The sequence below is a fragment of the Pseudomonas sp. SDO5522_S412 genome (genome assembly GCF_054071215.1).
Window position 1 is genome coordinate 1 of sequence record NZ_JBSVWQ010000103.1, and the last position, 21234, is coordinate 21234.

Annotated in this window: 23 protein-coding genes; 20 read left to right on the forward strand and 3 right to left on the reverse strand. The window is 63.5% G+C overall.

Annotation, left to right across the window (positions count from 1 at the left end):
* Positions 1–80: 80 nt before the first annotated feature.
* Positions 81–851, reverse strand: a complete 771-nt coding sequence (locus ACW9I6_RS19730) for a ParA family protein (protein ID WP_003209397.1) — start codon at positions 849–851, stop codon at positions 81–83.
* 348 nt (positions 852–1199) lie between these two features.
* Here ACW9I6_RS19730 and ACW9I6_RS19735 point away from each other — a divergent pair, with 348 nt between their 5' ends.
* The 19 genes from ACW9I6_RS19735 (at position 1200) to ACW9I6_RS19825 (ending at position 17471) form a co-directional block, all read left to right on the forward strand.
* Complete coding sequence (locus ACW9I6_RS19735) at positions 1200–1922, forward strand: beta-ketoacyl synthase chain length factor (RefSeq protein ID WP_008439188.1); 723 nt, start codon at positions 1200–1202, stop codon at positions 1920–1922.
* Positions 1898–2710 carry a lysophospholipid acyltransferase family protein gene (locus tag ACW9I6_RS19740; RefSeq protein ID WP_008439194.1) on the forward strand — a complete coding sequence of 271 codons (813 nt, stop codon included), beginning with the start codon at positions 1898–1900 and terminating at the stop codon, positions 2708–2710. Before ACW9I6_RS19735 ends, ACW9I6_RS19740 begins: the two co-directional genes overlap by 25 nt.
* A complete protein-coding gene (locus ACW9I6_RS19745) occupies positions 2688–2957 on the forward strand; it encodes a phosphopantetheine-binding protein (RefSeq protein WP_008439197.1) in 270 nt (89 codons plus the stop codon). The genes ACW9I6_RS19740 and ACW9I6_RS19745 overlap by 23 nt, the downstream gene beginning before the upstream one ends.
* Positions 2958–2966: 9 nt before the next feature.
* Positions 2967–3221 carry an acyl carrier protein gene (locus ACW9I6_RS19750; protein ID WP_003209389.1) on the forward strand — a complete coding sequence of 85 codons (255 nt, stop codon included), beginning with the start codon at positions 2967–2969 and terminating at the stop codon, positions 3219–3221.
* Positions 3218–3763 (forward strand): COG4648 family protein, encoded by a 546-nt coding sequence (locus ACW9I6_RS19755; RefSeq protein WP_008439202.1) that lies wholly within the window; start codon positions 3218–3220, stop codon positions 3761–3763. Before ACW9I6_RS19750 ends, ACW9I6_RS19755 begins: the two co-directional genes overlap by 4 nt.
* Positions 3760–5430 (forward strand): ApeI family dehydratase, encoded by a 1671-nt coding sequence (locus ACW9I6_RS19760; RefSeq protein ID WP_457339702.1) that lies wholly within the window; start codon positions 3760–3762, stop codon positions 5428–5430. The genes ACW9I6_RS19755 and ACW9I6_RS19760 overlap by 4 nt, the downstream gene beginning before the upstream one ends.
* A 167-nt stretch (positions 5431–5597) precedes the next feature.
* A complete protein-coding gene (locus tag ACW9I6_RS19765; protein ID WP_087692512.1) occupies positions 5598–6332 on the forward strand; it encodes a glycosyltransferase family 2 protein in 735 nt (244 codons plus the stop codon).
* A complete protein-coding gene (locus ACW9I6_RS19770) occupies positions 6329–7264 on the forward strand; it encodes an LpxL/LpxP family acyltransferase (RefSeq protein WP_457339703.1) in 936 nt (311 codons plus the stop codon). The genes ACW9I6_RS19765 and ACW9I6_RS19770 overlap by 4 nt, the downstream gene beginning before the upstream one ends.
* Positions 7248–8789 carry an HAL/PAL/TAL family ammonia-lyase gene (locus tag ACW9I6_RS19775; protein ID WP_457339704.1) on the forward strand — a complete coding sequence of 514 codons (1542 nt, stop codon included), beginning with the start codon at positions 7248–7250 and terminating at the stop codon, positions 8787–8789. Before ACW9I6_RS19770 ends, ACW9I6_RS19775 begins: the two co-directional genes overlap by 17 nt.
* Positions 8782–9207 (forward strand): acyl-CoA thioesterase, encoded by a 426-nt coding sequence (locus tag ACW9I6_RS19780; protein ID WP_457339705.1) that lies wholly within the window; start codon positions 8782–8784, stop codon positions 9205–9207. Before ACW9I6_RS19775 ends, ACW9I6_RS19780 begins: the two co-directional genes overlap by 8 nt.
* Positions 9204–9914, forward strand: a complete 711-nt coding sequence (locus ACW9I6_RS19785; RefSeq protein WP_457339706.1) for an outer membrane lipoprotein carrier protein LolA — start codon at positions 9204–9206, stop codon at positions 9912–9914. The genes ACW9I6_RS19780 and ACW9I6_RS19785 overlap by 4 nt, the downstream gene beginning before the upstream one ends.
* A complete protein-coding gene (locus ACW9I6_RS19790) occupies positions 9904–12222 on the forward strand; it encodes an MMPL family transporter (protein WP_457339707.1) in 2319 nt (772 codons plus the stop codon). Before ACW9I6_RS19785 ends, ACW9I6_RS19790 begins: the two co-directional genes overlap by 11 nt.
* Entirely contained in the window at positions 12219–12953 is a 735-nt protein-coding gene (locus tag ACW9I6_RS19795) for a class I SAM-dependent methyltransferase (RefSeq protein WP_102604302.1), read from the forward strand. Before ACW9I6_RS19790 ends, ACW9I6_RS19795 begins: the two co-directional genes overlap by 4 nt.
* Positions 12950–13432 (forward strand): hypothetical protein, encoded by a 483-nt coding sequence (locus ACW9I6_RS19800; protein ID WP_173883011.1) that lies wholly within the window; start codon positions 12950–12952, stop codon positions 13430–13432. Before ACW9I6_RS19795 ends, ACW9I6_RS19800 begins: the two co-directional genes overlap by 4 nt.
* Positions 13429–14595 carry a beta-ketoacyl-[acyl-carrier-protein] synthase family protein gene (locus ACW9I6_RS19805; RefSeq protein WP_177020736.1) on the forward strand — a complete coding sequence of 389 codons (1167 nt, stop codon included), beginning with the start codon at positions 13429–13431 and terminating at the stop codon, positions 14593–14595. Before ACW9I6_RS19800 ends, ACW9I6_RS19805 begins: the two co-directional genes overlap by 4 nt.
* Positions 14592–15053, forward strand: coding sequence for an ApeP family dehydratase (locus tag ACW9I6_RS19810; RefSeq protein ID WP_087692520.1), 462 nt, complete (start codon positions 14592–14594; stop codon positions 15051–15053). The genes ACW9I6_RS19805 and ACW9I6_RS19810 overlap by 4 nt, the downstream gene beginning before the upstream one ends.
* Positions 15050–15778: a 3-oxoacyl-ACP reductase FabG gene (fabG, locus tag ACW9I6_RS19815; protein WP_087692521.1), complete on the forward strand. Its 729-nt coding sequence runs from the start codon at positions 15050–15052 to the stop codon at positions 15776–15778. The genes ACW9I6_RS19810 and fabG overlap by 4 nt, the downstream gene beginning before the upstream one ends.
* Positions 15778–17004: a beta-ketoacyl-ACP synthase gene (locus ACW9I6_RS19820; RefSeq protein WP_134325611.1), complete on the forward strand. Its 1227-nt coding sequence runs from the start codon at positions 15778–15780 to the stop codon at positions 17002–17004. The genes fabG and ACW9I6_RS19820 overlap by 1 nt, the downstream gene beginning before the upstream one ends.
* A gap of 26 nt (positions 17005–17030) precedes the next feature.
* Entirely contained in the window at positions 17031–17471 is a 441-nt protein-coding gene (locus ACW9I6_RS19825; RefSeq protein ID WP_003209360.1) for a hypothetical protein, read from the forward strand.
* A gap of 161 nt (positions 17472–17632) precedes the next feature.
* Here the strand turns inward: ACW9I6_RS19825 and ACW9I6_RS19830 are convergent, their stop codons facing one another.
* Positions 17633–18526 (reverse strand): LysR family transcriptional regulator, encoded by an 894-nt coding sequence (locus tag ACW9I6_RS19830; protein WP_003209358.1) that lies wholly within the window; start codon positions 18524–18526, stop codon positions 17633–17635.
* 181 nt (positions 18527–18707) lie between these two features.
* Here ACW9I6_RS19830 and ACW9I6_RS19835 point away from each other — a divergent pair, with 181 nt between their 5' ends.
* Positions 18708–19925, forward strand: coding sequence for an MFS transporter (locus ACW9I6_RS19835; protein ID WP_371132458.1), 1218 nt, complete (start codon positions 18708–18710; stop codon positions 19923–19925).
* 53 nt (positions 19926–19978) lie between these two features.
* Here ACW9I6_RS19835 and hemE read toward each other — a convergent pair whose 3' ends face one another.
* The gene (hemE, locus tag ACW9I6_RS19840; RefSeq protein ID WP_087692524.1) at positions 19979–21046 is read right to left on the reverse strand and encodes a uroporphyrinogen decarboxylase; all 1068 of its coding nucleotides are present in this window, start codon (positions 21044–21046) and stop codon (positions 19979–19981) included.
* Positions 21047–21234 lie beyond the last annotated feature (188 nt).

Genomic DNA, 21234 nt, shown 5'->3' on the forward strand with positions numbered 1-21234 from the left:
TCAGTCAATAGAGAATTCGACTGATCCACCGCATTCGCGAGCAAGCCCGCTCCCACATGGGTGATGTATTGCCTGCTGGATCACGCGTTTTCCAGCAAGTTATGCAACTCCACAAACTGCTGTGTCAGCTTGTGCCGTGGGTCCAGGTGGATCAGCGGCATGTTCGCCTGGTGCGATTCACGCATGCGCACCGAGCTGGTGAGGTACACCGGCAGTACCGGCAACCCTTCGGCAATCAATTCATCCAGCATCTGCTGCGGCAGGCTCGCCCGGGCCTGGAACTGGTTGACCACGATGCCTTCCACTTCCAGCCCTTCGTTGTGGTCTTCCTTCAATTCTTCAATCTCTGCCAGCAGGCCATACAGCGCCTGACGGGAGAAGCTGTCGCAATCGAAGGGGATCAGCACGCGATCAGCGGCAATCAGCGCTGAAACGGCATAGAAGTTCAGCGCCGGCGGCGTATCCAGGTAGATCCGGTCGTAGTCCTCACTCAATTCATCCAGCAGCTTTCGCAGCTTGTTGATCTTGTGCTTGGCCTCGAGCTTGGGCTGCAGGTCTGCCAGTTCCGCGGTGGCGGTGATGACGTGCAGGTTGTCGAACGGGGTTTCGTAGATATCCACCTGGTTTTTCTTCGAAAACGGCCCGGAAGACAAGGTTTGCTTGAAGAAGTCGGCGATTCCCATGGGGATATCGTCGCCGGTCAGCCCGGTGAGGTACTGGGTAGAGTTAGCCTGGGCATCGAGGTCCACCAACAGGGTTCGATAGCCTTCGCTGGCGCTGACCGCCGCCAGGTTGCAGGCAATGCTGGACTTGCCAACACCGCCTTTTTGGTTGAACACCACGCGCCGCATGGAAAAACCTCCGTGTATCAATGAATGACCCGAGTGTAGAGGGCAAAAGCGCCCGTTAGCTACCTCGTTTGTTCCTGTACTACAGCATCAGAGGCTCTATCTCGCATAACAATTTCCCGTCTGTCCGACAAAGCAGGAATTGCCTGACACCTGCTGCCCTACCTGCATGATGGACAATCGGTAATTCTTTCCAGCGAATTTGTAATCATCCGTGAACAATTCTTTACCAAAGTTTGCTAGAACCCCGCAGCACCGGGATAATGCGCGCCATTCGGCGATTGCACCCTGTCCCGGTATTCGGGGCCAATGGCCGCACAAGGAAGCCCGCAGGGGCGGGATAACTTCTCAGTGATCAATTTCAACATCGCCCAATGGCGCGCCTGGGCTCCCGGGCTCGAAAGCGCGGACGACTGGCGCACCTGGTGCCGGCAGCCGATGTTGCTCGCCCGCAGCGACGCGGCACCCGACGTGTCCTTCCTGCCGGCCATGCAGCGCCGGCGCCTGAGCCGCCTGGCGCGCATGGCCTTCAGTGTGGGCTGGCCCCTGGCCGAAGGCTTGCAACAGCTGCCATTGGTGTTTGTTTCCCGTCACGGCGAAACCCCACGCACCCTCGATATTCTCAGCGACCTGGCCAACGACGAGCCCCTGTCGCCGACCCAGTTCAGCCTGTCGGTGCATAACGCGGTGATTGGCTTGTGGTCGATCCTGCGCAATGAAACCAGTGAAATGACCGCCCTCGCCGCCGCCGGCGATGGCCTGGAGCACGGCATGCTCGAAGCCGCTGCCCTGCTCAATGAAGGCGCACCGGCTGTATTGCTGATCATTACCGAGGAACAGCCCCCCGAAGCCTATGCGCGCTGGATCGAGGACGTGCCCTTCCCCTACGCCCTCGGCCTGCTGCTGACACCGGGCGACGAGTGGCAGCTGGAACTGAATACAGCCGCTGTCCAACCCACCACCAAAGCCCAGTGGCCCCACGCCCTGAACCTGCTGCGCACCCTGCTGAACGAAGAGGGCGCCTGCCAACATGCCTGGAAGAACCGAGTATGGAACTGGCAACGCAAGTCCTGACCGAAAAGCCCCGGAAGGCCTACTACTGGCGCCTGTTCGCCACTGCCACCGCCTTCGCCCTGTTTGGCCTCGGCGGCCTGTGCCTGCGTGTGCTGGTGTTTCCGCTGCTCAGTTGCCTGCCGGGTGATGCCAAACAGCATCAGCGACGCGCCCGCCACACCATCAGCTGCCTGTTCTGGTTGTTTATCCGCATGATGATGCGCCTGGGCATCCTGACCTACAGCGTCGAAGGCGCGGAAAAGCTTGGCCGCCCGGGCCAGATGATCATTGCCAACCACCCATCGCTGGTGGACGTGGTGTTCCTGATCGCCCAGATGCGCCAGACCAACTGCGTGGTCAAGCAGAGCCTGTGGCAGAACCCGTTCACCCGGGGCCCGGTGCGCGACGCCGGTTACATCAGCAACGACGGCAGCGCCGACATGCTCGACGCCGCCGCCGATGCCCTGCGGGACGGCCAGACCCTGATCATTTTCCCGGAAGGCACCCGCACCTCACCGGGCCAGGCACCGACCTTTCATCGCGGCGCCGCCGCCATTGCCCTGCGCGGTGCGAGCATCATCACTCCGGTAGTGATCAAGGTCAGCCCCACCACACTGACCAAGGCCGAACCCTGGTATCGCATCCCGAATCGCCGCTTTCACTTCAGTTTGCGCGTGGGTGCCGATATAGAACCACAGGCGTTTGCCGCACAAGGGCCCGCGCCCCAGGCATCACGCAAGCTCAACGATTACCTGCACCAGTATTTTATTAAGGAGCTCGCCGAAGATGAGCGACCAACACCGCCTTGAGCACGACATAAAAACGCTGATCATCGAGGCCCTGGGCCTGGAAGACATCAGCGAGAGCGACATCGGCAACGAGCAAACCCTGTTCGGCGAAGGCCTTGGCCTGGATTCAGTCGACGCCCTGGAATTGGGCCTGGCGATCCAGAAAAAGTACGGCATCAAGATCGATGCCGACGCCAAGGACACCCGCAATCACTTCACCAACGTGGCCAGCCTCGCGGCGTTCGTCACGGCCCGACAGGCAGCTTGAGACCGTACCATGCAAACTCGTGACGATATTTTCAACACCTTGCGCGACGCCCTGGTGGAACTGTTTGAACTGGAACCGGAACGCGTCACGCTCGACGCCAACCTGTACCAGGACCTGGAAATCGACAGCATTGATGCAGTGGACCTGATCGACCACATCAAGCGCCAGACCGGCAAGAAAATCGCCGCCGAAGAGTTCAAGGCCGTGCGTACCGTGAATGACGTGGTCGAGGCGGTCTACCGTCTGGTTCAACCGGCCGCATGAGCCGGCTGATCGGCCTTGGCCTGTTGCTGGCGGGGCTGCTGTACCCTTTTGCGGTGTATTACGGCACTGAGCATTTTGCCCCGTGGCAATTTGGCCTGCTGCTGGGCAGCCTGTGGCTGTTGCGCGCCCTGACCGGCGCCAGGCGCCCGGGCAGCCGCTGGATGGCGGCGGCGATCATTGTCTTTTGCCTGCTGCTCGCCTGGTTCGACAACCCGCAGATGCTGCGCTGGTACCCGAGCCTGGTCAGCGCCTTCATGCTGGCACTGTTCGGCCTGAGCCTGAAATACGGGCCGCCGATGGTCGAGCGCCTGGCGCGCATGAGCGAGCCGCAACTGCCCGAAGAAGCGATTGTGTATACCCGCCAGGTCACCGTGGTGTGGAGTGTATTTTTCCTGTGTAACGGCCTGCTCGCCGCCGCGCTCACCCTGTGGGCGCCGCTGAGCTGGTGGACGTTGTACAACGGCATGATCGCCTATGGGCTGATGGGGCTGTTGTTTGCCGTGGAATGGCTGGTACGACAAAGGGTTCGAGGCCGCGTATGAATTGGTTGAATCTTGAGCACTTGCTGCTTGAGCCTGTGGAGCAGCGTTTGGTGACCACCGAACCTGCCCTGGATCACCCACACCTGTGGGAGAAGTCCCTGAGCCTGGCCGCCGGGTTACAAGCCCGGGGCATCCAGCGCCTGGCGGTGTACCTGGAAGATGCCGGCTTGCTGGCGATCGCCCTGCTGGGTGCGTGGCGCGCAGGCGTCAGCGTGTTGTTGCCTGCCGACCTGCAACCACAAACGCGCCAACGCTGGGACGATGCCGTCGACGCCTGGCTGACCGAGGCCAGCGACCTGGACGCGCTGTATCAAGCGCCATCAAGCGCCGCAGCCCTGGACCTGGATGCCTGCTGCCTGAGCCTGTGCACCTCCGGCTCCAGCGGCGAACCCAAGCGCATCGACAAAACCCTGCGGCAGATGGCCAATGAAGTCCAGGCGCTGGAAACCTTGTGGGGCGCCGACCTGGGCGAGGCCTGCATCATCGGCAGCGTCGCCACCCAGCATATCTATGGCTTGCTGTTCCGGGTGCTGTGGCCGTTGTGTGCCGGGCGCACCTTTGTGCGCCAACAGTTGGCATTTCCCGAGGACTTGCAGCGCGCCAGCCGCGAGCATGCGCAATTTGCCTGGGTCGCCAGCCCGGCGCTCCTCAAGCGCATGGGTGACAACCTCGACTGGCCAGCGCTTACACCGGTCAAACGGGTGTTTTCCTCCGGCGGCGCCTTGCCCCTTGAGGCCGCCGGCAGCCTGCATCAGCGCCTGCAGCAATGGCCGACGGAAATCCTCGGCAGCTCGGAAACCGGTGGTATCGCCTGGCGCCAGGGCGAACAACCGTGGCAGCCGTTTGCCGACGTGCAGCTGAGCCAGGACGCCGACGGCGCCTTGCGCATCGCCTCGCCATACCTGCCCGCCGGCCATGTCGAACAGACCGCCGACGCCGCCACCATCCACGCCGACGGCCGCTTCGAATTGCTCGGCCGCCTGGACCGCATCGTCAAGCTGGAAGAAAAACGCATCTCCCTGCCGATGCTCGAACAAGCGCTGATGGACCATGGCTGGGTCGCTGAAACGCGCCTGGGCGTGGTGCAGGAAAATCGCGCCTCCCTCGGCGCCCTCGTGGTGCTCAGCGCAGACGGCTTGCATGCCCTGCGTAACCAGGGCCGGCGCACCGTCACCCAAACCCTGCGCCAGCACTTGAGCCAACACTGCGAAGCCCTGGCCCTGCCTCGCCGCTGGCGCCTGTTGCGCCAATTGCCGCTGAACACCCAAGGCAAGCTGCCCCAGGCCGACGTCGAAGCCCTGCTGCTGGCACCGCGCCCGAAAGCCCCGGAAGTACTGGAACAAGTCGAAACCAACGGTGAATGGACCCTGCAACTGGCGATCCCGCCGGACCTCGCCTACTTCAGCGGCCACTTCCCGCAAACCCCGGTGCTGCCGGGTGTGGTGCAAGTGGATTGGGCGCTGAGCCTGGGCCAGCAACTGCTCAAGCTGCCGGGGCCGTTCGCCGGGATGGAGGTGCTCAAGTTCCAGCAACTGGTGCGCCCGGATGACCGGATCGAACTGCACCTGCGGTTCGACCAGGAGCGCGGCAAGTTGTACTTCGCCTACCGCAATGAGGCGGCCGCCTGCTCCAGTGGGCGGATCGTGCTGGAGAGGGTCAGTGATTAAGCTTTTGTGGCGAGGGAGCTTGCTCCCGCTGGAGTGCGCAGCGCTCCCAACCCAGGCACTGTGGTTTATCAGGCAAATCGGTGTCGCCTGTGTTGGGGCCGCTTCGCAGCCCAGCGGGAGCAAGCTCCCTCGCCACGCACAGCGCTTCTGCCAATGGGGTACCTGTTATGCATAAGCCCTGCGCCCTGATCCCGGTCTACAACCACGAGGCCGCCGTGCCCGCCGTGGTGCGCACCGTGCTGTCCAGCGGCCTGCCATGCCTGCTGGTAGACGACGGCAGCAGCGCCGCCTGCGCCGCCGTGCTGGCGCAACTGGCAACCCTCGACAACGTGTCCCTGCTGACCCTGCCCGCCAACCAGGGCAAAGGCGCCGCCGTCATGGCCGGCTTTCGCGAAGCCGCACGCCTGGGTTTCACCCACGCCCTGCAAGTGGACGCCGACGGCCAGCACGACCTGCGGGAAGTCGGTACCTTCCTCGACGCCTCCCGCGCCCACCCGAATGCGGTGATCTGCGGCTACCCGGAATACGACGACAGCGTGCCCAAGGGCCGCCTTTACGCGCGCTACCTGACCCACGTTTGGGTGTGGATCAACACCTTGTCGCTGCAGATCCGCGATTCCATGTGCGGCTTTCGCGTGTACCCACTGCCACCGACCCTGGCCTTGATGGACTCGGCCAACATCGGCAAACGCATGGATTTCGACTCCGACATCCTGGTGCGACTGGCCTGGCGCAACCAGCCGATGCGCTGGCTGCCGACCAAGGTCCACTACCCCGCCGACGGCCTGTCGCACTTTCGCCTGTTCCATGACAACGCGCTGATTTCCTCGATGCACACCCGGCTGTTCTTCGGCATGTTGGTGCGCGCGCCGATGATCCTCTGGCGCCGGTGGCAGGCATGAGCCAGGACACCAAGCACTGGGCCGACCGCGAGGAGCGTGGCAGCTTCTGGCTGATGAAATTCACCGCCTTCGCCGCCAAGGTCCTCGGGCGCCGGCTGCTGAGCCCGCTGCTCTACGGCATCGTTTTCTACTTCTTTCTGTTCGGCCGCACGGCCCGCCAAAGCGCCTGGCAATACCAGCAGCGCCTGGCCGACTGGAGCCGGCGCGACAACCTGCGCCCTACCCACAGAAGCGTCTTCGGCCAGTTCATGGCGTTCGCCGACGCCCTGCTGGACAAGCTCGACGTATGGAACGGCAAGCTGCGCCTGGAGCAGATCGAAATCATCGACCCGGCCCAACTGCGCGGCCAGCTGCGCAGCGAACGCGGGCAGATGCTGGTGGGCGCGCACCTGGGCAATCTTGAGGTGTGCCGCGCCCTCGCCGAGCTTGGCGAAAAGGTCACCATGAACGTGCTGGTGCACACCAAGCACGCTGAACGTTTCAACCGGATTCTGGGCGAAGCCGGGGCGACCAATCTGCGCCTGATCCAGGTCAGCGAACTTGACCCGGCGGTGATGATGCTGCTCAGCCAGCGCCTCGACGACGGCGAGTGGCTGGCGATTGCCGGCGACCGCGTACCGCTCCATGGCGGGCGCACGGTGCGCGTGGATTTCCTCGGCCATGACGCCGCCTTTCCCCAAGGCCCATGGCTGCTGGCCGGCCTGCTGAAATGCCCGGTCAACCTGCTGATGTGCTTGAAGCATCAAGGCCGCTACCGCCTGATCATCGAGCCGTTCGCCCGGTTGATCGAATGGAAACGCAGCGACCGCCAGCAGGTGATCGCACAATGGACCGCTCGCTACGCCGAGCGCCTGGGCCAGTTCTGCCTGGAAGCGCCCCAACAATGGTTCAACTTTTACCCTTTCTGGAAGACCGATGACGACGCATCTTGAGCCGGTAACCTTCGGCGAAATTCCCCTGCGCATCGAAGACGTGCTGGCCCTGGCCAACCGTCAGGCGCCGACTCAACTGCAAGCTGATGCCAAGTACCGCCAGCGCATCGCCAAGGGCGCGCAGTTCCTGGATTCGTTGCTGGACAAGGAAGGCGTTATCTACGGCGTGACCACCGGCTACGGCGACTCGTGCGTGGTGGCCGTGCCGTTGCAGCACGTCGAAGCACTGCCCCGCCACCTCTACACGTTCCACGGCTGCGGCCTGGGCAAGTTGCTGGATGCGCAAGCCACCCGCGCGGTGCTGGCGGCGCGGTTGCAGTCGCTGTGCCACGGCGTGTCGGGCGTGCGCGTGGAGTTGCTGGAACGCCTGCATGCGTTCCTGGAGTTCGACGTACTGCCGCTGATTCCGGAAGAAGGCTCGGTGGGCGCCAGCGGTGATTTGACGCCGCTGTCCTACGTGGCCGCAACCTTGTCTGGTGAGCGCGAAGTGCTGTTCCGTGGCGAACGCCGCCAGGCGGCGGAGGTGCACCGCGAGCTGGGCTGGGACCCGCTGGTACTGCGCCCGAAAGAGGCCCTGGCACTGATGAACGGCACCGCCGTGATGACCGGCCTCGCCTGCCTGGCCTTCGCCCGCGCCGACTACCTGCTGCAACTGGCCACGCGCATCACCGCGCTGAACGTGGTGGCGCTGCAAGGCAACCCGGAGCATTTCGACGAGCGCCTGTTTGCCGCCAAGCCGCACCCGGGGCAGATGCAAGTCGCCGCCTGGCTGCGCAAGGATCTGGCCATCGACGCGCCGACCGCGCCGCTGCATCGCCTGCAAGACCGTTACTCCCTGCGCTGCGCCCCCCACGTCCTGGGCGTGCTGGCCGACAGCCTGAACTGGTTGCGCTCGTTCATCGAGATCGAACTCAACAGCGCCAACGACAACCCGATCATCGACGCCGAAGAAGAACGCGTGCTGCACGGCGGCCACTTCTACGGCGGCCACATCGCGTTCGCCATGGACAGCCTCAAGACCCTGGTGGCCAACGTCGCCGACCTGCTGGACCGCCAGCTCGCGCTGCTGGTGGACGTGCGTTACAACCACGGCTTGCCGAGCAATTTGTCGGGTGCGCCAGCCGAGCGGGCGATGATCAACCACGGCTTCAAGGCTGTGCAGATCGGCACCAGCGCCTGGACCGCCGAAGCGCTGAAAAATACCATGCCGGCCAGCGTGTTCTCGCGCTCCACCGAGTGCCACAACCAGGACAAGGTGAGCATGGGCACCATCGCCGCCCGCGATGCGATTCGTGTGCTGGAACTGACCGAACAAGTCGCCGCCGCCACCTTGCTCGCCGCCAACCAGGGCGTATGGCTGCGGGCCCAGGCTGAAGATGCGCGCCCGCTGCCGCCGGCGCTGGCCGCCATGCACGACGAGCTGGCCAAGGACTTCCCGCCGGTCATCGAAGACCGCGCCCTGGAAGGCGAACTGCGCCTGTGCCTGAAACGCATCGCCGAGCAACACTGGAGGCTGCATGCGTAGCCCCGGCGTGTTGCACCGCGACACTGAAATCCTCGTGCCGTTTTTCGACATCGACACCATGAACGTGGTGTGGCACGGGCACTACGTGAAGTACCTGGAAATCGCTCGCTGCGCCTTGCTGGACAAGCTCGGCCACAACTACACGGCGATGCTGGAAGCGGGCTACGCCTGGCCGGTGATCGACATGCAGCTGCGCTATGTGCGCGGAGCGACCTTCGGCCAGACCATCAACGTGCGCGCCAGCCTGGTGGAGTGGGAGAACCGCTTGAAGGTCAATTACCTGATCAGCGACAAGGCCACCGGTGAACGCCTGACCCGCGCCAGCACCGTGCAAGTGGCGGTGGAAATTGCCAGCCGCGAAATGCAGTTGGCGTCGCCAAAAATATTCACTGACGCCATAGAGAGAGCCTTGAAATGAGATTCCCTGTGGGAGCGGGCTTGCTCGCGAAAATCGTCAACGATAACGCAGGCCGCCTGACACCCCGTGGCGCCCTCAGGTTCTTCGCGAGCAAGTCGAATCGTCGCATCGCCGCTCCCACAGGAATCGCCTTCATTCTGTTGTTGGGCATTCCAGGCCTGGCCCATGCTTTCGACCTGCAACAACTCAGCGATCAGCTGGCAAAACCGTCGGTGATCCACGGCAACTTCATCCAGGAAAAACACCTGCGCGCGCTGCCGCAGCCGCTGACCAGCAAGGGCACCTTCGTCCTGGCCAAGGACCACGGCCTGCTGTGGCTGCTGAAAACCCCGCTGCAACAGGACTACCGCATCAGCGCCAACGGCATCGCCCGGCGTGACGCCAACGGCTGGCAATTGCTGCCGAACAAGAGCGCCGGCGCCGAGCAGAACCGTTTGTTCCTCGCCGTGTTACAGGGCGACAGCAGCGGCTTGCAGCGTGACTTCGAGCTGCAACTGCAAGGCGAAGCCCAGCAGTGGAAACTCACGCTGATCCCGCGCTCGCTGCTGCTCAAGCAGGTGTTCACCCAAATCAATATCGACGGCGGCGAACTGGTGCAGAAGATCGAGCTGCTGGAAACCCAGGGCGACAGCACCGTACTGCGCATGCAGGACAGCACCAGCAGCCAGCCCTTGAGCGACGCGGAGCAACACGACTTTGCCGAGTGAACGCTGGTTGCCGCGCCTGTTCCTGATCCTGCTGGTGGCCGTGTTGGCCCTGGCGGGTTGGCAATGGCGCCATGGCGCACCGCTGTCGGCGAACCTGATGGAACTGGTGCCCGGCACCGCGCCGGATGCGCTGGAGCTGCGCGCCGAACAGCGCATGCAGGAACCGCTGAACCGCGAAATGCTGGTGCTGGTGGGGCATGCCGATCGACAAAAAGCCGTGGCTATGGCGACGCAATTGGGCGAAGCCTGGCAAGCCAGCGGCCTGTTTGAGAAAGTTCAGTGGAACCTCCAAGCCGACCTGCCGGCCCTGCGTCAGCAGTTGCTGCAAGGCCGGCTGGCGATGCTCTCGGCCAAGGATCGCGAGCAACTGATCGACGAGCCCCAGGCGTTTATTCAGCAGCGGGTTCAGGCGCTGTTCGACCCGTTCACCGGCTTCAGCCTGGTGCCGAGCCAGGACGATTGGCTGGGCCTCACCGGGCGCATCCAGAACAGCCAGCCGCAACACGGTTCGGTGCAGCTGGATATCGGCAGCGGCGCGCTGATCGCCGATGCCGACGGCAAAAGCTGGGTACTGCTGCGGGCCCGCACCACCGGCAATGCCTTCGACATGAAACTGCCGATGCAAGTGGCTGACCTGCTCAAGGCCAGCCGCGAGCAGGCCGACCAGCAAGGCGCGCAATTGCTCGCCGCCAGCGGCCTGCTGTATGCAGCCAATGGTCAGCAGCAGGCCACCCGGGAAATCACTTGGGTCGGCGGCGGCGCGACGGTAGGCATCCTGTTATTGCTGCTGCTTGCGTTCCGCCGCTGGCGGGTGTTGCTGGCGTTCGTGCCGGTGCTGGTGGGCATGCTGTTTGGTGCGGTGGCCTGTGTGGCGCTGTTCGGGCATATGCATGTGATCACGCTGGTGCTGGGCTCGAGCCTGATCGGCGTGGCGGTGGATTACCCGCTGCATTACCTGTCCAAGAGCTGGAGCATGAGCCCTTGGCGCAGTTGGCCGGCCTTGCGCCTGACCTTGCCGGGCCTGAGCCTGAGCCTGGCCACCAGTTGCATCGGTTACCTGGCCCTGGCGTGGACGCCGTTCCCGGCGCTGACGCAAATCGCGGTGTTCTCCGCTGCCGGTCTGGTGGGCGCTTACCTGTCGGCCGTGTGCCTGTTGCCGGCCTTGCTCAAAGGCGTCGAGCTGCGCCCGGCGCAATGGCCGCTGCGCATTGCCGAGTTCCTGCTGAGCGTGCGCGAGTCGCTGCTCAAGCGCCTGCCAAGCCCGGTGTTGCTGGTACTGGTGTTGGTGTTTTGCGCCGGTGGGCTGTGGCACCTGAACAGCAAAAACGATATCCGCCAGTGGATCGGTGCGCCGCCGCAGTTGCTGCAGGAAGCCCAGGCCGTTGCGCGGATTACCGGGTTCCAGCCCACCAGCCAGTTCTTTCTGGTACGGGCGGACAATCAACCGCAATTGCTGGAGCGCCAGGCCGCGCTGAGCCAGCGCCTGGATCAGTTGGTGAACATGGACAAGCTCCAGGGTTACCTGGCGCTCAATCAGTTGGTCAGCGCGCCGGCGGAGCAACAGCAACTGCGTGAAGCCCTGAACCAACTGCCGCAGTACTGGCAGCCATTGCTGGACCTCGGCGTACCGGCCGCCGCCCTGCAAGCCGAGTTGGCCCAGTTGCAGTCACTGCCCACCGAAGACGTCGACGCGGCGCTGATCGGCCCACTGGCGGAGCCGTGGCGCACACTGTGGCTGGGGAATGTCGACGGTGGCGTGGCGGCGATGGTGAGCCTGCAAGGGTTGAACAACCCGGCCTTGCTGCGGGTGCAGGCCCTGGATCTGCCCGGCGTGCAGTTGGTGGATCGCCTCGGCGACTTGAACCAGGTGTTCGCCGCCACACAGATCAGCGCGGCGGAATTGAAATTGATGTCCTGCGTGTTGATCGTACTGCTGCTGATCCTGCCGTTCGGCTTCGGCGGCGCCTTGCGCATCGTCGCCCTGCCGTTGCTGGCGGCGCTGTGCAGCCTGGCCAGCCTGGGTTGGCTGGGGCAGCCGTTGACGTTGTTCAGCCTGTTCGGCCTGCTGCTGGTGACCGCCATCAGCGTCGACTACGCGATCCTGATGCGTGAACAAATTGGCGGCGCCGCCGTGAGCCTGTTGGGCACACTGTTGGCGGCCGTGACTACTTGGCTATCGTTCGGCCTGCTGGCTATTTCCAGCACACCGGCGGTGAGTAATTTTGGGCTGTCGGTGAGCCTGGGGCTGGCGTTCAGCTTCATGCTGGCGCCGTGGGCCAGCCCGTCCGGGACAAGGAAGATGAGATGAGCAGCCAATACCTGAGTAAAAACTACGTCGAAGAAACCAAATTCGGCTTCTGGTTCCTGCGCAGCCACACCTGGCAGCACCATGTGCTGCGCGTGGCCATCAACGACCTGCGCAGCCTGTTCAGCGACCCGCTGCCGGTTGCCCCGGTGCTGCTGGACGCTGGTTGCGGCCAGGGCAAGTCGTTCCAGTACCTGCAGCAGGTGTTCGCCCCCGACCGCCTGATCGGCCTCGACGCCGACCCCCACAGCCTCGACCTGAGCCGCGCCGAAGCCGCGCGCCAGGGCATCGCCATCGAGTTGATCGGCAGCGATTGCGCGACCCTCGACGTGGCCGACGCCAGTGTCGACGTGCTGTTCTGTCACCAGACCTTCCATCATCTGGTGGAACAGCATCGCGCCCTGAAAGAGTTCTATCGGGTGCTCAAGCCAGGCGGCTACCTGCTGTTTGCCGAATCCACCGAGGCCTATATCGACACTTGGGTAATCCGCTGGCTGTTTCGTCACCCGATGCATGTGCAGAAAAGCGCCGAGGAGTACCTTGAGATGATTCGCGAGCAGGGCTTTGAGTTCGGCCCGCAGAACGTCTCGTACCCGTACCTGTGGTGGAGCCGCGCCACCGATTTCGGCCTGCTTGAGCGCTGGGGCCTGCGCCAGCCAAAACCGGCCGGCCAGCGCGAAGAAACCTTGGTCAACGTGGTTGCCCGTAAACCTCTGGCGAGCACTGAAACATGATCCGAATGCTGTTGATCGGTTGCCTGTTGCTGCTGAGTGCCTGCGCCAGCCAGCCGCCGTTGCCGTCGAAAAACCCGGTGCTGAGCCTGCCGTTGCAACTGCATGTGCAGCGCGAACAGGATGGCCAACGCCAGGACTGGTTGCTGGTGATGCAGCGCGAAGGCGGCGGGATTCGCTGGTCGATGATGGACCCGCTGGGCATTCCCCAGGCTCGGCAGATGCTGATCAATGGCGCCTGGCAGGCCGACGGTCTGCTGCCGCCCAATCCCCAGGCGCGTGAATTGTTTGCCGCGCTGTTGTTCGCCCTGACCTCGGCGGATGAAGTTTCCAGGCTGTACCCCGGCACCCAGGAAATGGACCTGATCCGCACCCTGCCGTCCCACTGGAAGATCACCTATCACTCCTCCCTGGTGTTTCGCGTGGACGTGATCGGGCAACACCTGACCTACCACATCTCGCCGCTTGGGGCTGCCCGATGACCGCCTACCTCAATGCCCTCGGCGTGATCTGCGCCCTGGGCCGCGACAAGCGCGAAGTCAGCCGCAGCCTGTTTGCCGGCGACTGCTCCGGCATGCGCGCCGAAAGCGGCTGGGTGCCGGAGCGTGTGTTGCCGGTGGCCGCTGTGCACGGTGAACTGGCGGCGATACCGCCCGGGCTGGAATCCCATCGCAGCCGCAATAACCAGTTGCTGCTGGAAGCCGCGTTGCAGATTGACGACGAGATCCGGCAAGCGATCCAGACGTTCGGCGCGTCGCGCATTGGCATCGTGCTCGGCACCAGCACCTCGGGCATCGATGAAGCCAGCCGTGGCATCGCCCACTATCTGCGGGAAAACCAGTTCCCCGCCGACTACGACTATCAGCAACAGGCGCTTGGCGCCCCGGCCGATTTCCTCGCCGACTGGCTGCAACTGAGCGGCCCGGCCTACGTGATTTCCACCGCCTGCACCTCCAGCGCACGAGCGCTGATGAGTGCCCAACGCCTGTTGGACCTGGGCGTGTGCGATGCGGTGATCTGCGGTGGCGTCGACACGCTGTGCAAGCTGACCCTCAATGGTTTTTCGTCGCTGGAGGCGGTTTCGGCAGAGCGCTGCAATCCGTTTTCGCTGAACCGCAACGGCATCAATATCGGCGAAGCCGCCGTGTTGTTCCTGATGAGCAAAACCCCGGCGCCGGTCGCACTGCTGGGCAGTGGCGCCAGTTGCGACGCCCACCATATTTCCGCCCCCGAGCCTACCGGCAAGGGTGCGTTGCAAGCGATGCGCAAGGCCCTGGCCAGCGCACAACTGGCGCCCGGACAAATCGGTTACCTGAACCTGCACGGCACCGCTACCCAACATAACGATGCCATGGAAAGCCTGGCGGTCGCGGCCCTGTTCCCGGACGGCGTAGCCTGCTCCTCGACCAAACCCATGACCGGCCACACCCTGGGCGCCGCCGGCGCGCTGGAAGCGGCGTTCTGCTGGCTGAGCCTGGCAGAAGGCGTAGTGCCGCCGCATGTCTGGGATGGCCAGGCGGACCCCGACCTGCCCGTACTGAAGTGGGCGTCGCCCGGCGACGCCCTGGAAAAACGCTGCCTGATGAGCAACTCGTTTGCCTTCGGTGGCAACAACGTCAGCCTGATTATCGGAGACGCCCCATGACTGATTGGCCGCTCGCCGAACTGCTGCCCCACGCCGGTGACATGATCCTGATCGATCAGGTCCTGAGCTTTGATGAAGAACAGATCCAGACCCGCCTGACGGTCAAGCCCGGCGGTCTTTTCAACCGCGCCGACGGCAGCCTGCCTGCGTGGGTCGGCATTGAGTTGATGGCGCAAAGCGTCGCCGCCTACGCCGGTTGCCGTGCGCGCCAGAAAGGTGAAGCCGTGGAGTTGGGCTTCCTGCTGGGCACGCGCAAGTTCGAGTGCAACGTCGAGCACTTTCCCGCCGGCACCGAGCTGACCATCCACGGCCTGCGCTCCCTGGAAGACGACAACGGCATGGGTGTGTTCGAATGCCACCTCACCGGCGACGGCATCCAGGCCAGCGCGCGCTTGAACGTATTTCGACCGCCCCAGGCGGCCAACTATTTAGATGAATCGAAGGACACCACGCCATGACTGAATCCGTATTGGTGACCGGCTCCAGCCGTGGCATCGGCCGCGCTATCGCTGTGCGCCTGGCCCAGGCCGGGCACGACATCGTGCTGCATTGCCGCAGCGGGCGTGCCGAGGCGGATGCGGTGCAGGTCGAAATCGAAGCGCTGGGGCGCAAGGCCCGGGTGTTGCAATTCGATGTGGCGGACCGCGCCAGCTGCAAGGAGATCCTTGAAGCCGACGTGGAAGCCCATGGCGCGTATTACGGCGTGGTGCTCAATGCGGGCCTGACGCGCGACGGCGCGTTTCCAGCGCTGTCAGAAGACGATTGGGACGTGGTGATGCGCACCAACCTCGACGGTTTCTACAACGTGCTGCACCCGGTGATGATGCCGATGATCCGTCGTCGCGCCGCCGGGCGGATCGTGTGCATCACCTCGGTATCCGGGCTGATCGGCAACCGCGGCCAGGTCAACTACAGCGCGTCCAAGGCCGGCCTGATCGGCGCCGCCAAGGCCCTGGCCATCGAGCTGGGCAAGCGCAAGATCACCGTCAACTGCGTGGCCCCCGGGCTGATCGACACCGCGATGCTCGATGAAAACGTACCGGTGGAAGAGCTGATGAAAATGATCCCGGCCCAGCGCATGGGCACGCCGGAAGAAGTCGCCGGGGCGGTGAATTTCCTGATGTCGGCAGAAGCCGGCTACATCACCCGCCAAGTGCTGGCCGTGAATGGAGGCCTGTGCTGATGAAACGCGTGGTGGTCACCGGCATGGCCGGCGTTACGTCCCTGGGCAGCGATTGGGCAACCATCGCCGCCAACTTCCGCGCCAACCGCAGCGGCATCCGGCGCATGGACGAGTGGGACCGTTTCACCGAACTGAACACCCGGCTGGCCGGGCCGATCGATGATTTCGTGGTGCCCGCCCACTGGACCCGCAAGCAACTGCGCAGCATGGGCCGGGTTTCCCGGCTGGCGGTATGGGCGGCGGAGCAGGCGCTGAAAGATGCCGGCTTGCTGGGCGACGATTCGATCAAGGACGGGCGCATGGGCGTGGCCTGTGGCTCGTCCACCGGCAGCACCGACGAGATCAAGGCCTTCGGCAATATGCTGCTGAACTCGGTGGCCGAGGGGCTGAACGCCAACTCCTACGTGCGGATGATGCCCCACACCACGGCGGCGAATATCAGCATTTTCTTCGGCCTCACCGGCCGGCTGATCCCCACGTCCAGCGCGTGCACCAGCGGCAGCCAGGGCATCGGCTACGCCTATGAGGCCATCAAGTTCGGCCGCCTGCCGCTGATGTTGGCAGGTGGCGCCGAAGAGCTGTGCCCTACCGAAGCCATGGTGTTCGATGCGCTGTACGCCACCAGCCTGAAAAACGATGCACCACAAACCAGCCCGCGTCCCTACGACAGTGGCCGCGACGGCCTGGTGATCGGCGAAGGCGGCGGCATCCTGGTACTCGAAGAGCTGGAACATGCACTGGCCCGTGGCGCGCATATCCACGCCGAAATCGTCGGCTTCGGCAGCAACGCCGACGGCCAGCACACCACCCGCCCGGAACAGGCCACCATGCGCCGCGCCATGGAACTGGCACTGGAAGATGCGGGGCTTGCGCCCGACGCGATCGGCTATGTGAACGGCCATGGCACCGCCACCGACCAGGGCGACATCGCCGAAACCCTGGCCACCAGCAGCCTGTTCGGCAGCCGCATGCCCATCAGTTCGCAGAAGAGTTTCCTTGGGCATACCCTGGGCGCATGCGGCGCGCTGGAGTCGTGGTTCAGCATCGAAATGATGAACCGCAACCAATACGTGCACACCTTCAACCTCGACGAAGTCGACCCGCGCTGCGGCGAGCTGGACTACCTGCAAGGTGAGTTCCGCGAGCTGCACAGCGACTACGTGATGAACAACAATTTTGCCTTTGGCGGCGTCAACACTTCGCTGATTTTCCGCCGCTGGGTCTAAGTTTTTTTACTGACTGGAGAAATGGAATGTCTTCCCTGCTACGCGCAACACTGGTCGCTTTGGCCCTGCTCACCACCGCTGGCTGCACCAACAAACCGGTGCTCAACACCCAGCACGACTTGCCGGCGAACCCGCAGGTCAACGAAGAAAAAATGAAGCAGACCATTATCGCGGCCTTGAACAAACGCCAATGGGTGGTGCAGCGCCTGAGCCCGCAACTGGTGCAGGCCGAGATCAACGTGCGCAACCAGTTCCACGCTGAAATCGACATTCGCTACACCGCCACCAGCTACGCCATCACCTACCGCGACAGCCGCGACCTGGGCTACAAGGACGGCAAGATTCACCGCAACTACAACCGCTGGGTGAGCATGCTGGACCGTGACATCCTGGCGGCGTTGCGCACCAATGGTGTGAGTGACACGGCGCAGTTGCTCCAGCAGACCGGGACGTCGAAGCAGAACTGAAACACCCGCTTCCCTGTGGCGAGGGAGCTTGCTCCCGTTGGGGCGCGAAGCGCCCCTGAAACCTGCGATTGAGGGTTGCCTGGTAAAACTCAGTCGTCGGGTTTCGGGGCTGCTGCGCAGCCCAGCGGGAGCAAGCTCCCTCGCCACAGGTTATACGTCGGTCATACCAATGCCTTGCGGGTCAGCAGCTCGACAAACGCCTTGGCCATCGGCGTCTGCTGGCCCTTGCGCTGCACCAGCCACACCGCCGTCACCGCCTCCTGATCCAGCAACGTGCGATACACCACGCCATCAATGCGGATCCGCTGATACGACGCCGGCAACACCGAGACACCCAACCCCGCCGCCACCAGGCCGATGATGGTCATCGCTTCCCCGGCCTCCTGGGCGAAGTGCGGGCTGAAGCCGGCATCACGCGCCAGGCTCATCAATTGGGCATACAAGCCACTGCCGTAAGTCCGCGGGAAAAACACAAACGGTTCTTCGGCCAATTGCGCCAGGTGCAAACCCCGCTCACTGCCCTCCACCAACGGATGCCCGGCGTTCAGCACGGCCACCAAGGGCTCGCGCATCAGTTCCACGACGCTCAGGGAATCGGGCAACGGCAACGGTCGCATCAACCCCACCTGAATCGACTCATCCACCAGCGACTCGGCCACCTCCGTGCTGCTCATCTCCTGCAGATTCAAATGCACCGCCGGGAACGCCTGGCGAAAGGCGAAGATCGCCTGTGGGATGCTGGAGTTGAATGGCGCGGAAGAAGTGAAGCCAATCTTCAACTCCCCCAGTTCACCCAGCTGTGCCCGACGCGCCACGTCCGCCGCTTTATCTACCTGCGCCAGCACCAGACGCGCCTCTTGCAGGAACAACCGGCCCGCCTCACTCAGCTCGACCCGACGATTGGTACGCTCAAACAACCGCGCACCTATCTCCTGCTCCAGCGCCTGGATCTGCTGGCTCAGGGGCGGCTGGGAGATCCCCAGCACCTGCGCGGCGCGGCCAAAATGCAGCTCTTCAGCCACGGCGATGAAGTAACGCAGGTGGCGCAGTTCCATGAAAACCTCATTAGGTCGTAAAAGCTCTTAAACAGGTCGAACAATATATTGGAAAGAATCAATAGGGAGCTATATTCTTTTTTGCATTGCCAGCCCTGGCAGCCTTTCCTCCCCGAGGTCCCGCGTGAAATCTGCTGTCGCTCCGCTTGCTCAAGAAGTACCGCCCACCGCCCTCGATGAAGTGGTGGCACAGCTCAACGAGCAGTACATCGAAAAAGGCACCCCGATGTTCATGCGCACGGTGCTGGCGCTGTTCTCTGGCGGTTTCGCCACTTTCGCCCTGCTCTACTGCGTACAGCCGATGATGCCGGCGCTGTCCCACGAATTTTCCATCAATGCCGCGCAAAGCAGCCTGATTCTCTCGGTGGCCACCGGCATGCTCGCCATTGGCCTGCTGATCACCGGGCCGATTTCCGACACCCTGGGGCGCAAGCCGGTGATGGTTGCCGCACTGTTCTGCGCCGCGTTGTGCACCATCGCCAGCGGCCTGATGCCAAGCTGGGAAGGCATCCTGCTGATGCGTGCATTGGTGGGCCTGTCCCTCAGCGGCCTGGCAGCGGTGGCCATGACCTACCTGAGTGAAGAGATCCACCCGCAACACATCGGCCTGGCCATGGGTTTGTACATCGGTGGTAACGCCATTGGCGGGATGAGCGGGCGCTTGATCATCGGCGTACTGATCGACTTCGTCAGCTGGCACACCGCGATGCTGATCATCGGCGCCCTGGCGCTGATCGCGGCCACGGTGTTCTGGAAGATCCTCCCCGAATCGCGCAACTTCCGCGCCAGCACCCTGCACCCGCGCAGCCTGGTGGACGGCTTCACCATGCACTTCAAGGACGCCGGCCTGCCGTGGCTGTTCCTCGAAGCCTTCGTGCTGATGGGCGCCTTTGTGACGATGTTCAACTACATCGGCTACCGCTTGCTGGCGGACCCGTACGATTTGAGCCAGGCCGTGGTAGGCCTGCTGTCGCTGGTCTACCTCTCGGGTATCTACAGCTCGGCGAAAATCGGCTCCCTGGCCGACCGCCTGGGCCGTCGTCGTGTGCTCTGGGGCACCATCGTGCTGATGCTCGGCGGTATCGCCCTGACGCTGTTTACCCCGCTGTGGCTGGTAGTGCCCGGCATGCTGATCTTCACCTTCGGCTTCTTCGGCGCCCACTCGGTGGCCAGCAGTTGGATCGGCCGCCGCGCACTGAAAGCCAAGGGGCAGGCGTCGTCGCTGTACCTGTTCAGTTACTACGTGGGGTCGAGTATTGCGGGGACGGCGGGCGGTTTCTTCTGGCACTACGCCGGGTGGAACGGGATTGGCGGGTTTATCGTCGCGCTGTTGATCGTCGCGTTGCTGGTGGCGTTGAAGCTGGCGAAGTTACCGCCGTTGCAGGAAGCCAAGGCTTAACCAGCGCTTACAAAAAAGCCCGGCATCTGCCGGGCTTTTTCATTGCCGCGCGATCACTCGTGATACTGCGCCGACAACTCGTGCACCGCCCGCAGGAACGCGCCTGCGTGCTCTGGATCAACTTCCGGGGTGATGCCATGGCCGAGGTTGAATACGTGACCGCTGCCTTTGCCGTAGCTGGCGAGGATGCGGCCCACTTCAGTACGGATGGCTTCCGGCTTGGCGTACAGCACGGTCGGGTCCATGTTGCCTTGCAGCGCAACCTTGTTGCCCACGCGGCGACGGGCTTCGCCGAGGTCGCAGGTCCAGTCCAGGCCCAGCGCGTCGGCGCCGGCGTCGGCGATGCTTTCCAGCCACAGGCCGCCGCCCTTGGTGAACATGATCACCGGCACCTTGCGGCCTTCGTGTTCGCGGATCAGGCCGCTGACGATCTTGCGCATGTAGGCCAGGGAGAACTCCTGGTACGCCGCCGCCGACAGGTTGCCACCCCAGGTGTCGAAGATCTGTACCGCCTGGGCGCCGGCCATGATCTGGCCGTTGAGGTAGGAGGTGACCGACTGCGCCAGCTTGTCCAGCAGCAGGTGCATGGCTTGCGGGTTGTCGTACAGCATGGCCTTGGTCTTGCGGAAGTCTTTCGACGAGCCGCCTTCGACCATGTAGGTGGCCAGGGTCCACGGGCTGCCGGAGAAGCCGATCAGCGGCACGCGGCCGTTCAGCTCGCGGCGGATGGTGCTGACCGCATCCATGACGTAGCCCAGGTCCTTGTGGGGATCGGGGATCGGCAGGGCTTCGATATCGGCCAGGGTGCTGACGACTTTCTTGAAACGCGGGCCTTCGCCGGTTTCGAAGTACAGGCCTTGGCCCATGGCGTCAGGGATGGTCAGGATATCGGAGAACAGGATGGCCGCATCCAGCTGTGGATAGCGGTCCAGCGGTTGCATGGTGACTTCGCAGGCGAACTCCGGGTTCATGCACAGGCTCATGAAGTCGCCGGCGTGGGCGCGACTGGCGCGGTATTCCGGCAGGTAGCGACCGGCCTGGCGCATCATCCACACAGGGGTGACGTCCACGGGTTGCTTGAGCAGGGCACGAAGGAAACGGTCGTTCTTGAGGGCAGTCATGTCGGCATCCGCAAAAAAAGTGCGGGCATTTTCTCAGAGCGCGACGCAAAAGGCACGGCAAGAGCCGTGCCTTTTGTCTATCGGGTCAATTTGTCGCGGATATGAAAGCGCCACAAAACAAATGTGGGAGCGGGCTTGCTCGCGAAAGCGGTGGGTCAGCCAACACATCTGGTGACTGATATACCGCA